The following is an 11,308-nucleotide window of genomic DNA, read 5'->3' as shown; positions in this document are numbered from 1 at the left end:
AGGATGCGTTTCGGATATCGGGCCGGGCCGCGCCATCTGCGTGCGCCGTTCACGGCATTGAAATCATACGCCTGAGAAAGATATTTTTGCGGCAAGATTTACAGGCCTGACAGGGATTTGACCTGCATCAATTCAGCTGGATGTTCAGCGTAAAAATAGACGTTTTAAGCGGCCATTCGATGACAATTGAATAGAATCGGCAAAACGCGCGCGTGTATAAGCGCCGCACCGTCCAAGGCCGGCGCGTCGCTTGCATGTCGATAGTCAGGCGGCCGGCGGCGGCTGGAAGGCGCAAAAGCCGGGCCACTGCTCGCGGCTGTCGCACACTTTCAGGCAGCCCTGATTGTCCTTGAAGGTGGCGACGACCTTGATGGGAAAGCCATAGCGTGGCGTGGTGGCCAGGAAGGCGGACGGGCAGCTTTGCGTGTTGCTGAAGCGGAAAGTGATTTCTTCGCGGCGGCCCTTGCGCGCAAAGCTCAGCATGAAGGTTTCATTGCTGTTCCACTGCGCCTTGCCCGGCACGCGGAAGCGGTAGCGGGGGCTGCCCGGCTGCTGGCCGTCAAGTTTCTGGCCGAAGACGCGGCTGCTGGCCGTGGCCGTCTCGACCTTGGCGACCGGATAAGGCACGGCAAACATGTAGGTGCCGGCAAAACCCTGGTCGAAGCCGAGTCCCTTCTGGTAGAACGGCACGACGATATGCGGCGCGCCCCCGTATTCCACGCTGTTGCGCGCCGTCAGGCGCGACGTCAGCCTGTCGTCGGGCGCTTGCCCGAAGACCACGTCCAGTTCCAGCAAGGCTTGTTGCTTGTCGATGTCTTGCGCCAGATAATCCCTGGGGGCGATCTCGCTGTGCACGCAGCCGGCCAGCAGGACTGCGGCGAGGCAGCCGGCGATCAGTGGCGGGTAGCTCATGGCTGTTTTCCTTCCGGCGGCACGGAAGCAAGGCCCAGGCCCGTCACTTGCCAGCCCCCCTTGCCTTGTTTCCATTGAAATTGCTGGCCGAACCAGGCCAGTTCCAGCTCGCGCCGGATGCGGTTGCTATCCGTGCGGCCCTGGCGCGCCTGGATGGCGGCGCCCGCCTGCGCGGAGGCGGCATCCGAGATCGGTTTCAGCCACCGTTGATACGTGTCGGGCGGCAAGGCCAGCATGCCGGCCACGCCGTCGTCGCGCGTGGCGACGATGATCCCCACCTTCGTCAGCGCATTCGTCAGATACGCGCCGCGCCGCCCGTCGGGCGAGACGGAAACGAGCATGGCGGGCGCGTAATCGCCCGTGACGCCGCCCGGCACGTCAAACCACAGCAGCTCGCCCGTGCGCGTATCGAGCGCGCGGCCGTCGCGGGCAAACAGCAGCACCTCGGGGCGGCCCGGCTGCGGCACGCCCCATTCCGGGTCGCGCTCCGTGCGCACCATGCTGTCGCGCTGCAGGGGGCTGACGGGGCGCATCAGCGGCTCGCCGTTCTGCACGCCGATGAGGATGGTGCCCTGCCCCGTATAGCCCTTGGTGAATGCCAGCAGCATGGGCTGGCCCTCGCGCGTGGCCGCCAGGGGCCGCACTTCCGCCACTTCGCGCGCGCCGCCGGGCCAGTAGCCGTGCTGGCGGAAGGACAAGGTGACGAGCGCGTCGTGGCGGTCACGCGTGACGACAAAGTCGCCGTATTGCTGCATCACCGGCACGTATGGCGTTTGCGCCTGCGCGGCCGGGACGATGGCGGCCGCCAGCACGGCGGCGGCCAGTCGGCGTAAAGGAAAGAACGGCATGGCATCCTGCAAGGGTCGCACCGGGCGAAGGAAGGCCATCATAAACGATTCATCGCCAGCAATACTGTCCAATAGCCAACATCAACGGCGCTGGATTTCGATCAGCTCGATCTCGAACAGCTTGGGCCACAGTTTCCCTGTGACAAACAAGCGCTTGCCCCGCGCATCCCAGGCGATGCCGTTGAGCACGGCGTCGGGATTGGCCGTGCCCCGCTGTTCGGGCGGCAGCAAGCCCGTCAGGTCGATCCAGCCGACGACCTTGCCGCTGGCCGGGTCGATGCGGGCGATCACGTCCGCGCCCCACACATTGGCAAACAGTTGCCCGTCGACCATTTCCAACTCGTTCAGCCGGTCGATGGGGCGGCCCTCGGCCTTCACCTCGAAACGGCGCACTTCGGCCAGGGTTTTCGGATTGAGCACGCGGATGGCGGCCGTGCCGTCGCTCATGTAGACGAACTTGCCGTCGCTGGCCAGGCCCCAGCCTTCGCCCTGGTAGCTGAATTTGCGCTTCAATTTGAAGGTCTTCAGGTCGAAGACATAGCCCGTCTGCGAAATCCACGTCAGCCCGAGGAGCTCATCGCCCACGTCCGTGATGCCTTCGCCAAACACATTCTTGTCGAGCATGCTTTTCTGCAAGACCTTGCCCGTCGTCAATTCCACCTTGCGCAAGGAGGACTGGCCATTCTGGCCCGTGCTTTCATACAGATGCCCATCCTTGAACAGCAAGCCCTGCGTGAACGCCTGCGGGTCATGCGGATAGATATTCTTGACGAAATAGCCATACACGGGAATGGCGGCCTGGGCGTAGCCCATTTCGCTCATCAGGCCCACGGTGCATAACAATCCCAGCAGCAATGAGCCGGCGGTGCGTTTGAGTCTGGTTTTGACGTTGATGATCATCGGGTCGGGCGGAAGTTGATGTGCGCCTATTGTAAACGTGCCGCGTCCGCCATGTGCGCCCTGACGAGGTCCAGCCAGGCGCGCGCCGCAAACGACAGCCGCCCGCCCCGGCGCCAGGCCAGCATCAAATTCCACTCCACGGGCGGGCCGTCCAGGGGAATGACGTCAAATTGCGCGGCGTCGAGCGTGTCGCAATACATCTTCGGCAACAGGCAGATGCCCACGCCCAGCCGCACCAGCGAGGCAATGAAGTCCCACTGGCCGCTGCGGCCCGTGATGCGCGGCGCGAAACCGGCCCGCTGGCAGGCATCCTGCACGATGTCGTTGAGGGCGAAGGCGGCGCCGTAGAAGATGAAGGGGCTGTCGGCCAGCTCGGCCAGGGCTACGGACGAGCGCCCCTGCCACGGCGAGCCGGGCGCGGCCAGCAGGCACAGCGGCGAGCGCACGAGGGGCAAGGCGTCGAAATCCTGCCAGGTGGCCGCATTGCCCGGATAGTCGAGCATGGTGCCCAGTTCCACCATGCCGGTGCGCAAGTCGCGCTCGATGGCCTGCGTGCCGCTTTCATACATTTTGAGTTCGATGCCCGGATAGCGCTGGTGGTATTCGGCCAGCCACGGCGCCAGGGTCGAGTGCGTCTGCGGCGACACGCCGACCCGCAATTCTCCCCGCTCCAGGTGCTGCAGGTCGCGCAACTCCACCTTCAGTTCCGCGTGCAGGGCCAGCAGTTCATGCGCGCGCGACAGCACCACCTTGCCCGCGTCCGTCAGGGTAAAGCGCTTGCCGGCGCGGTCCAGCAGGGCCAGGTCCAGCGACTGTTCCAGCTGGGCAATCATCTTGCTGACGGTGGGCTGCGTCACGTGCAGCTTGCTGGCCGCGCGCGTAAAACTGTTCTGTTCGACCACTTCGACGAAGTAGCGCAGGGAGCGGATATCCATAATGCATTCCAAAATCGAATGATGATCATGAGTTTAAGTCATTTTATCTTTTGATGTGGGCTCACTACAATGAAACCTTCCTCCTGCCGTTTGAAAGCCTGCCGTGAAAGCCGTCCCTTGTTCCACCGCCGCCCCACTCTCCATCCCTGCCTGGCGCCAGTCCGCGCAGACTGCGTGGCAAGTGGGCATCCTGATTGCCGCCTGGTGGCTGGCCGACGCGGCCGCCTCCGCCCTGCACCTGCCGTTCTCCGGCGGCGTCGTGGGCCTGTTCGTGCTGGTGGCCCTGCTGCTGGCGGGCTGGGTGCGCCCCGCCGCCATCGAACTGGGCGCGAACTGGCTGCTGGCCAATATGCTGCTGTTCTTCATACCGCTGGTGGTGTCAGTGGTGCAATTTACGCAACTGTTGAAGTCGCAGGGCTTGATGTTGTTCGTAAATATCGGCCTGGGCTTTGCCTGCGTGATGCTGGCCACGGCGCTGACGGTGGAAGGGGTGTGCCGCTATGAACGCCAGCTGCGGCTGCAAAAATTGCTGCGCCAGCGCGCCGCGAGGGCGGCAGCATGAGCACCCTGCTCCTGTCGCTGCTGTTCCTGCTGCTGACGCTGGTATTGTTCTACGCCAACCAGGCCGTGCACCGCCGCCACCCGCATTTTCTGCTGACGCCCGCCATCTGCACCTCGGCCATCCTGATCGTCATCGTCCAATCGACCTCGACGCCGTTTGCCACCTACTTCGGCGAGACGCGCTGGCTGCCGTGGCTGCTGGGGCCAGCGACGGTGGCGTTTGCCCTGCCCATCTTCCAGGAGCGCAAGCTGATCCGCAAGCACTGGCTGGCCTTGTCGCTGGGCAGCTGCGCCGGCATCGTGGCATCGGTCGCCGCCACCTTGCTGCTGGACCGGGTATTTGGCGTGCACGGCGACATGGCGCGCAGCCTGCTGGCCCGCTCCGTGTCGACGCCGTTCGCGCTGGAAGCGTCGCGCCACATGGGCGGCTCGGCGCAGCTGACGGGCATCTTCGTGGTGATGACGGGCTTGTTCGGCTTGATGCTGGGCAAGCCGCTGCTGAAACTGCTGCCCTTGCGCATGCGCATCGCCCGCGGCGCCCCGTATGGCGCGGCCGCGCACGGTTTTGGCCTGTCCGTGGCGCGCCGCGTGGGCATGGAAGAAGGCGCCGTGGCCAGCCTGACGATGATCTTTTCCGGCGTCGTGACGGTCCTGCTGGCGCCGCTGCTGGGACATCTGCTCGGTTAGCGGCCCGCTTGCAGCGCCTGCATGCCATGCACGATCAGGTCGATGCCCGCCAAAAAGTCCGCGCGGTCGTCGTGCGCGCGCAGCTGGCCCGCCACCTTGCGGGCGAACGGAAACGCCTGCGCGTCGAGGCGTGACCAGGCGCCCGCCAGGGTGTCGAGGAAATGCGCGCGCTCCAGGCCCTTTTCATGGGCGATGACGGCATTGGCCGCATTCTGCCCGCTCACGCCCAGCAGATAATTGAGCAAGGCGCATGCCGCCATCCACTGCCGGTCCTGCGGCACGCCCAGCGCATCGACCTGCCGGCCCAGGCGTTCCAGGATGCGCACGGTGGGCAGCTGGCCCGGCGCGCGCGACAGGGCCGAGCCCAGCCACGGATGCGCATCCATGGCCTCGAACATGGCAAGCGCCACGGCGCGGACACGCCGCCCGTGCCCCGCCCCGTGCACCTGCTGCCCGCCGGCCACCGCTGGCAGCCCGTGGCAGGCGTGACCTTGCTGGGCGACGCGGCCCATCTGATGGCGCCGGCCGGCGAAGGCGCCAACCTGGCCATGCTGGACGGCGCCGAGCTGGCGCAGAAGCTTGCCGCGCAGCCGGGCGACATGGCGGCGCCCCTGCTGGCGTATGAAACGGCGCTGTTTGCGCGCAGCGGCGCGGCCGCGGCGCAGTCCGAACGCATCCTGCGCCTGTGCTTCGACGACGACGCGCCGCACAGCCTGGTGCGGTTCTTTACGGGCATGCGGGACGCCGGCCCGGCGCCCGAAGTGTGAACGGCGGCGCCAAAGCCCCACGCCAGCGGCCTTTATCGGGGATAATACGTCTTTCCCCATTCCAAGCAGCCGCGCCACGATGAAATACCCCGCAGTCCTTCCCTTCAGCGACATCCTGCCACGCCTGCATGAATTCGACGCCATCATCGACGTGCGCAGCCCGTCCGAGTTTGCGGAAGATCATTTGCCGGGCGCCATCAACCTGCCCGTGCTCGACGACGAGCAGCGCGTGCGCGTCGGCACTTTATATAAACAGACGAGCGCCTTCGAGGCGAAGAAGCTGGGCGCGGCGCTGGTGGCGAAGAATATCGCGCGGCATATCGAAGACGGCTTCCTCGGCCATCCGCACGAATGGAAGCCGCTCGTCTACTGCTGGCGCGGCGGCAACCGCAGCGGCGCCATGGCGCACATCCTGGCGCGCATCGGCTGGCCCGTCACACAGCTCGACGGCGGCTACAAGGATTACCGGCGCCATGTGAACGCCGAGCTGGCCACCCTGCCCGAGCGCTTCGATTTCATCAACGTGCTGTGCGGGCCCACGGGCAGCGGCAAGAGCCGTTTGTTGCAGGTGCTGGACCGCCAGGGCGCACAGGTGATCGACCTGGAGCAATTGGCGGCCCACCGCGGCTCCGTGCTGGGCGGCTTGCCCGAGGAAGAGCAGCCGTCGCAAAAGGCGTTCGAGAGCGCCCTGTGGCAGCAGCTGCGCCAGTTCGATCCGGCATTGCCCGTCTTCATCGAATCGGAAAGCAAGAAAGTGGGCCGGCTGCGCGTGCCCGACGCGCTGATGGAAAAGATGCGCGCTTCCGCCTGCACCGACGTGCGTCTGGCCACGGCCCAGCGCGTGCAATTGCTGATGGAAGATTATGAACACTTTGTCGGCGATGCGCAGCGCCTGAACGTGCAGCTGGCCCTGTTGACGCAGCTGCACGGCAAGGAGAAAATTGCACATTGGCAGCAACTGGCCACGGCGGGCCGCATGGCCGAACTGGTCGAAGCGCTGCTGGTCGAGCATTACGACCCCGTCTACCTGCAATCGATACGGCGCAACTTCAGCCGCTACGGGCAGGCGACGCCGCTGGTCTTGCCCGATATTTCAGAACATGCCTTTGAGCAAGCCGCGCGCGCATTATGTGCTATCGTCGGCGAACCCCGTACCGCCAGCGCGTGATGCCTGGCTTGCTACCCAATTACTTATTTCAGCAGGATGACGACCATGTCCGATAGCGCAGCAACATCCAATACACCCATCCGATTGACCGAATTTGCCCATGGCGGCGGCTGCGGCTGCAAGATTGCGCCCGGCGTGCTGGCCGACATCTTGAAGGGCAGCGGCGGCTTTCCCCTGCCGAAGGAATTGCTGGTCGGCATAGAAACTTCCGACGACGCGGCCGTCTACCAGCTCAACGACGAGCAGGCGCTGATCGCCACGACGGATTTCTTCATGCCCATCGTCGACGACCCGTTCGACTTCGGCCGCATCGCCGCCACCAACGCCATTTCCGACGTGTACGCCATGGGCGGCACGCCCATCATGGCGCTGGCCCTGGTCGGCATGCCGATCAACAAGCTGCCCGTGGAAACCATCGGCCTCATCTTGAAAGGCGGCGAAACCGTCTGCGCCCAGGCCGGCATCCCCATCGCGGGCGGCCACACCATCGATTCCGTCGAGCCGATCTACGGCCTCGTCGTGCTGGGCCTCGTGCACCCGTCGCAGGTGAAGCGCAACGCGGGCGCGCGGGCCGGCGACAAACTGGTGCTGGGCAAACCGATCGGCGTAGGCATCCTGTCGGCCGCGCTGAAGAAGAATGCGCTGGACGGGGACGGCTACGCCTCGCTGATCGGCAACACCACCAAATTGAATACCCCGGGCAAGAAACTGGCCCTGCTGGACGGCGTGCATGCGCTGACGGACGTGACGGGCTTCGGCTTGCTGGGCCACACCTTGGAACTGGCGCGCGGCGCCAAGTTGCAGGCGCGCATCGCCATGGCTGACGTGCCGCTGCTGCCGCAAGTGCAGCAGCTGGCGCAGAATGGCAACATCACGGGCGCCTCAGGCCGCAACTGGCAGGGTTACGGCGCGCAAGTGGCGCTGGCGGACAATTTAAGCGCCATCGACAAGGCGATCCTGACGGACCCGCAGACGGCCGGCCCCCTGCTGGTGGCCTGCGCGCCGGAAGCCGTCGAGCAAGTGCTGGCGATTTTCCGCGCCGAAGGCTTTGCCGACGCGACGGTGATAGGCGAGATGCAGGATGGCAGTACCGGGGTTTCCGTATATTAATGAACATTTTTTCAAAGGCAGTCCCATGACCACGTTTTCCAACAAGTTCCCCGCCATCCTGGCCACCGTCGCCGCCACCCTGGCCATCCACAGCGGCCTGGCGCAGGCGCAGCAAGTGCTGCGCGTGTCCGCCATTCCCGACGAAGCGCCGACGGAGTTGCAGCGCAAGTTCAAGCCGCTGGGCAGCTACCTGGAGAAAAAGCTGGGCATGAAGGTGGAATTTACGCCCGTTACCGATTACGCGGCGTCCGTCGAAGGCTTGATCAATCACAAGCTCGACATGGTCTGGTTCGGCGGTTTTACGTTTGTGCAAGCGAACGTGCGCAGCGGCGGCAAGATCGTGCCGCTGGTGCAGCGCGAGGAAGACACGAAGTTCCGCTCCGTGTTCGTGACCACCAGCAAGGACATCAATCAATTGTCCGACCTGAAAGGCAAGAACTTCACGTTCGGCTCGGAATCGTCGACCTCGGGCCACTTGATGCCCCGTTACTATTTGCTGGCCGCCAAGATCAATCCGGATACGGACATGAAGCGCATCGCGTTCTCGGGCGCGCATGACGCCACCGTGGCGGCCGTGGCCGGCGGCAAGGTCGATGCGGGCACCTTGAACATTTCCGTGTGGGAAAAGCTGGTCGAAGCGAAAAAGGTCGATCCAGCCAAGGTGCGCGTGTTCTACACGACACCGGGCTACTACGACTACAACTGGAGCGTGCGCGCCGACATGAATCCCGTCGTGCGCAAGAAGCTGACGGACGCCTTCCTGGCGCTGGACCCATCCACGGCCGAAGGCAAGGAAATCCTCGAGCTGCAGCGCGCCACGAAGTTCATCCCCACCAAGGCCGAGAACTACAAGGATATCGAAGCGGCCGCGCGCGATGCCAAGTTGTTGAAGTAATTGCTGAAACTTGCCGGGTGACGTCCTGCGGACGCATCCGGCACACTCCCTCCCACACCGAAACATCGCATGACATTCCAACTTCACCAGGTCTGCGTCCACCACGCGGGCGCCGCCGGCAATGCGCTGGCCCTGCGCGAACTGGACCTGGACGTGGCCCAGGGCGAGCAGATCGCCCTGATCGGCCCTTCCGGCGCCGGCAAGACCAGTCTGCTGCACACGCTGGCCTGCGCGCTGCGCCCCGAGTCCGGCAGCTTGCGCATACTCGGTAGTTCTCCCTGGCAACTTGCCAGCGGCGAACGCCACGTCTTGCGCGCTCGATTATTCCTCGCGCCGCAGACGCCGCCCTTGCCGCCGCGCCAGCGCGTCGTCAACGCCGTGCTGGCGGGCCGCTTGCCGCAATGGAGCTTGTGGACGGCGATGCGTTCGCTGGTCGCGCCCGTCGACCCGCGCGCCGCGTGGGAAGCGCTCGGCAAATTCAATCTGCAGGATAAACTGTATGCGCGGGTTGACCGCCTGTCCGGCGGCGAACGCCAGCGCTGCGGCATGGCGCGCGCGCTCGTGTCGGATGCGCATGTATTTCTCGTCGACGAACCGCTGTCCGCGCTCGACCCCACCCTCGCCTTGCAGACGATCCATGTGCTGCAGGCGGAAGCGACGGCGCGCAAGGCCACCCTGATCTGCAGCCTGCACCAGGTGGAGATCGCGCGCGCCTGCTTTACGCGCATCGTTGCCTTGCGTGACGGCCGGATCGTCTTCGACTTGCCTGCCAGCGAGGTCAGCGACGCCATGATCGCCGAGCTGTACCGCAACAAGGCCGATCCTGCGCCCCAGTTCGAAGCGGTGGAGGCGCACCTGGACGCCGCGAGGCCCCTTTGCTGAAGCGCGCCGACGACGCCCTGCCGCGCGACCCCGCCTGGCGCGGCCGCCTGGCCATCACGGCCGTGGCGCTGTTCGTGCTGTGGCCGATGCTGGTGCAGGCCGAATTCAAGCCGTGGATACTGTGGGACGCGCAAAGCCTGGCGGCCACCTGGCAATTCATCGCCAGCTTCGTGCCGCCCGCCCACTCGCCCGAATTCCTGCAACTGGTGGCCACGTCGGCCTGGGAAACCATCGCCATGGCCACGGCCGGCATGGCGCTGGCCATGCTGGGCGCCATCCCCCTGACCCTGCTGGTGACGGAGCGTTTGTCGATCTCGCGCATCGGTTCCGGCCAGGTGTCGCCGCTGGCCGCCGCCGTGCGCCACGCCGTCCGTGCGCTGCTGGTGCTGCTGCGCAGCGTGCCGGAACTGGTCTGGGCCTTGCTATTGGTACGCATCGTGGGACTGGGGCCGACGGCGGGCGTAATCGCCATCGCCCTCACGTATTGCGGCATGCTGGGCAAGGTGTATGCGGAAATCCTCGAATCGTCGGATGCGTCCGCCTGCAACGCCCTGCTCCACAACGGCAGCGGCAGATTAAAGGCCTTGCTGTACGGCGCCCTGCCCGAATCGGCCGCCGAACTGGTGTCCTACACGATCTACCGCTGGGAATGCGCGATCCGCGGCTCCGTCGTCATGGGCTTTGTCGGTGCGGGCGGCCTGGGCCAGCGCATGGATGAATCGATGAAGATGATGGCAGGCAATGAACTGGCCACCATGCTGATGGTGTTCGTGCTGCTGGTGGCGGGCGCCGACGCCGTGTCCGCCATGCTGCGCCGGAGGCTGGCATGAAGACGGAACCGATGTTGCCCGTCCCTGCGCCCGTGCGCTGGTCGACCTGGGCCTTGCTGGCAGGTTTGCTGCTGCTGGTCATCGCCAGCTTCGCCACCCTGCCCCTGAAATGGGGAGAATTCTTCAGCGCCGACGCCGTGCGCACGAGTGCCGACTTCCTGCACGGCTTCGCACCGCCCGAGCTGTCCAGCCCCTTCCTGATGAAAGTCGGCGTGGCCACGTTCGAGACCCTGGCCATGTCGGCCATCGGCACGGTCATCGCGGCCGTGCTGGGCGCGCTGCTGGCCCTGCCCGCCAGCGGCCGTTTCGGCATGGTCGCGCGCAACGCCACGCGCGGCGTGTTGAATGTGCTGCGCTCGATCCCGGAACTGGTGTGGGCGTCGATCCTGCTGATCGCCGCCGGCCTGGGCCCGTTCGCGGGCACCCTGGCGCTGGCGTTGCACACGGTGGGCGTGCTGGGCCGCTTGTTTGCCGACGCGTTCGAAAATTGCCCGCCCCTGCCGGCGGCCACCTTGCGCATCAACGGCGCGCGCCCCGCCGTGGCGTTCCTGTATGCGACCTTGCCGCAATGCGGACCGCAGATGATGTCGTATACGCTATACCGCTGGGAAAACAATATCCGCGCCGCCGCCATCCTCGGCGTCGTCGGCGCGGGCGGCCTGGGGCAGATGCTGAAATACCATTTGTCGCTGTTCCAGATGCCCAGCGCCGCCACCGTCATCGTCGCCATGCTGCTGATGGTGGCCGCCGTCGATGGCCTCAGCTACCTGCTGCGCCGGGCCATGACCCGTTAATTTTCACTTCCACAAGGAA

General features: G+C 65.4%; 14 protein-coding genes. 9 read left to right on the top strand and 5 right to left on the bottom strand.

The window, feature by feature from the left end:
- Window positions 1–264: 264 nt before the first annotated feature.
- The 4 genes from BXA07_RS14500 to BXA07_RS14485 all read right to left on the bottom strand — a co-directional run bounded on the left by BXA07_RS14500 (window position 265) and on the right by BXA07_RS14485 (window position 3,595).
- A complete protein-coding gene (locus tag BXA07_RS14500; RefSeq protein WP_076568605.1) occupies window positions 265–912 on the bottom strand; it encodes a hypothetical protein in 648 nt (215 codons plus the stop codon).
- A complete protein-coding gene (locus BXA07_RS14495) occupies window positions 909–1,802 on the bottom strand; it encodes a hypothetical protein (RefSeq protein WP_212592299.1) in 894 nt (297 codons plus the stop codon). Before BXA07_RS14495 ends, BXA07_RS14500 begins: the two co-directional genes overlap by 4 nt.
- A gap of 39 nt (window positions 1,803–1,841) precedes the next feature.
- A complete protein-coding gene (locus BXA07_RS14490) occupies window positions 1,842–2,582 on the bottom strand; it encodes a glutaminyl-peptide cyclotransferase (RefSeq protein WP_244556279.1) in 741 nt (246 codons plus the stop codon).
- A 104-nt stretch (window positions 2,583–2,686) separates the two neighbouring features.
- Window positions 2,687–3,595, bottom strand: a complete 909-nt coding sequence (locus BXA07_RS14485; RefSeq protein ID WP_076568603.1) for a LysR family transcriptional regulator — start codon at window positions 3,593–3,595, stop codon at window positions 2,687–2,689.
- Between the two features lie 103 nt (window positions 3,596–3,698).
- Between BXA07_RS14485 and BXA07_RS14480 the strand changes: the two genes are divergently transcribed.
- Together BXA07_RS14480 and BXA07_RS14475 are read left to right on the top strand one after the other, a co-directional pair.
- Entirely contained in the window at window positions 3,699–4,157 is a 459-nt protein-coding gene (locus BXA07_RS14480; protein WP_083708256.1) for a CidA/LrgA family protein, read from the top strand.
- Window positions 4,154–4,843, top strand: coding sequence for an LrgB family protein (locus BXA07_RS14475; protein WP_076568602.1), 690 nt, complete (start codon window positions 4,154–4,156; stop codon window positions 4,841–4,843). The genes BXA07_RS14480 and BXA07_RS14475 overlap by 4 nt, the downstream gene beginning before the upstream one ends.
- Here the strand turns inward: BXA07_RS14475 and BXA07_RS31325 are convergent.
- Window positions 4,840–5,241 carry a hypothetical protein gene (locus tag BXA07_RS31325; RefSeq protein WP_244556278.1) on the bottom strand — a complete coding sequence of 134 codons (402 nt, stop codon included), beginning with the start codon at window positions 5,239–5,241 and terminating at the stop codon, window positions 4,840–4,842. The genes BXA07_RS14475 and BXA07_RS31325 overlap by 4 nt on opposite strands.
- Between BXA07_RS31325 and BXA07_RS31610 the strand changes: the two genes are divergently transcribed.
- The 7 genes from BXA07_RS31610 (at window position 5,218) to phnE (ending at window position 11,289) form a co-directional block, all read left to right on the top strand.
- Window positions 5,218–5,610: an FAD-dependent oxidoreductase gene (locus tag BXA07_RS31610; RefSeq protein WP_076568600.1), complete on the top strand. Its 393-nt coding sequence runs from the start codon at window positions 5,218–5,220 to the stop codon at window positions 5,608–5,610. The two genes, BXA07_RS31325 and BXA07_RS31610, sit on opposite strands and share 24 nt — an antisense overlap.
- Before the next feature lie 79 nt (window positions 5,611–5,689).
- Window positions 5,690–6,778, top strand: coding sequence for a tRNA 2-selenouridine(34) synthase MnmH (gene mnmH / locus BXA07_RS14460; protein WP_076568599.1), 1,089 nt, complete (start codon window positions 5,690–5,692; stop codon window positions 6,776–6,778).
- A 45-nt stretch (window positions 6,779–6,823) separates the two neighbouring features.
- Complete coding sequence (gene selD / locus BXA07_RS14455) at window positions 6,824–7,888, top strand: selenide, water dikinase SelD (protein ID WP_076568717.1); 1,065 nt, start codon at window positions 6,824–6,826, stop codon at window positions 7,886–7,888.
- Window positions 7,889–7,913: 25 nt separating this feature from the next.
- Window positions 7,914–8,783: a putative selenate ABC transporter substrate-binding protein gene (locus BXA07_RS14450; protein WP_076568598.1), complete on the top strand. Its 870-nt coding sequence runs from the start codon at window positions 7,914–7,916 to the stop codon at window positions 8,781–8,783.
- Between the two features lie 69 nt (window positions 8,784–8,852).
- Window positions 8,853–9,665, top strand: a complete 813-nt coding sequence (locus BXA07_RS14445; RefSeq protein WP_076568597.1) for a phosphonate ABC transporter ATP-binding protein — start codon at window positions 8,853–8,855, stop codon at window positions 9,663–9,665.
- The gene (locus BXA07_RS14440; protein WP_076568596.1) at window positions 9,659–10,495 is read left to right on the top strand and encodes a PhnE/PtxC family ABC transporter permease; all 837 of its coding nucleotides are present in this window, start codon (window positions 9,659–9,661) and stop codon (window positions 10,493–10,495) included. The genes BXA07_RS14445 and BXA07_RS14440 overlap by 7 nt, the downstream gene beginning before the upstream one ends.
- Window positions 10,492–11,289 carry a phosphonate ABC transporter, permease protein PhnE gene (gene phnE, locus BXA07_RS14435; RefSeq protein ID WP_076568595.1) on the top strand — a complete coding sequence of 266 codons (798 nt, stop codon included), beginning with the start codon at window positions 10,492–10,494 and terminating at the stop codon, window positions 11,287–11,289. The genes BXA07_RS14440 and phnE overlap by 4 nt, the downstream gene beginning before the upstream one ends.
- Window positions 11,290–11,308 lie beyond the last annotated feature (19 nt).

Source organism: Janthinobacterium sp. TND4EL3, assembly GCF_900156175.1.
GTDB lineage: Bacteria > Pseudomonadota > Gammaproteobacteria > Burkholderiales > Burkholderiaceae_D > Janthinobacterium.
This window is presented reverse-complemented; position numbering and strand designations above follow the sequence as displayed.

Coding starts and splice junctions, on each gene's coding strand:
- BXA07_RS14500 (WP_076568605.1), bottom strand. CDS start 912: ATGAGCTACCCGCCACTGATCGCCGGCTGCCTCGCCGCAGTCCTGCTG.
- BXA07_RS31325 (WP_244556278.1), bottom strand. CDS start 5,241: ATGTTCGAGGCCATGGATGCGCATCCGTGGCTGGGCTCGGCCCTGTCG.
- BXA07_RS14490 (WP_244556279.1), bottom strand. CDS start 2,582: ATGAGCGAAATGGGCTACGCCCAGGCCGCCATTCCCGTGTATGGCTAT.
- selD (WP_076568717.1), top strand. CDS start 6,824: ATGTCCGATAGCGCAGCAACATCCAATACACCCATCCGATTGACCGAA.
- BXA07_RS14450 (WP_076568598.1), top strand. CDS start 7,914: ATGACCACGTTTTCCAACAAGTTCCCCGCCATCCTGGCCACCGTCGCC.
- BXA07_RS14445 (WP_076568597.1), top strand. CDS start 8,853: ATGACATTCCAACTTCACCAGGTCTGCGTCCACCACGCGGGCGCCGCC.
- mnmH (WP_076568599.1), top strand. CDS start 5,690: ATGAAATACCCCGCAGTCCTTCCCTTCAGCGACATCCTGCCACGCCTG.
- BXA07_RS14485 (WP_076568603.1), bottom strand. CDS start 3,595: ATGGATATCCGCTCCCTGCGCTACTTCGTCGAAGTGGTCGAACAGAAC.
- phnE (WP_076568595.1), top strand. CDS start 10,492: ATGAAGACGGAACCGATGTTGCCCGTCCCTGCGCCCGTGCGCTGGTCG.
- BXA07_RS31610 (WP_076568600.1), top strand. CDS start 5,218: ATGCGCATCCATGGCCTCGAACATGGCAAGCGCCACGGCGCGGACACG.
- BXA07_RS14475 (WP_076568602.1), top strand. CDS start 4,154: ATGAGCACCCTGCTCCTGTCGCTGCTGTTCCTGCTGCTGACGCTGGTA.
- BXA07_RS14495 (WP_212592299.1), bottom strand. CDS start 1,802: ATGATGGCCTTCCTTCGCCCGGTGCGACCCTTGCAGGATGCCATGCCG.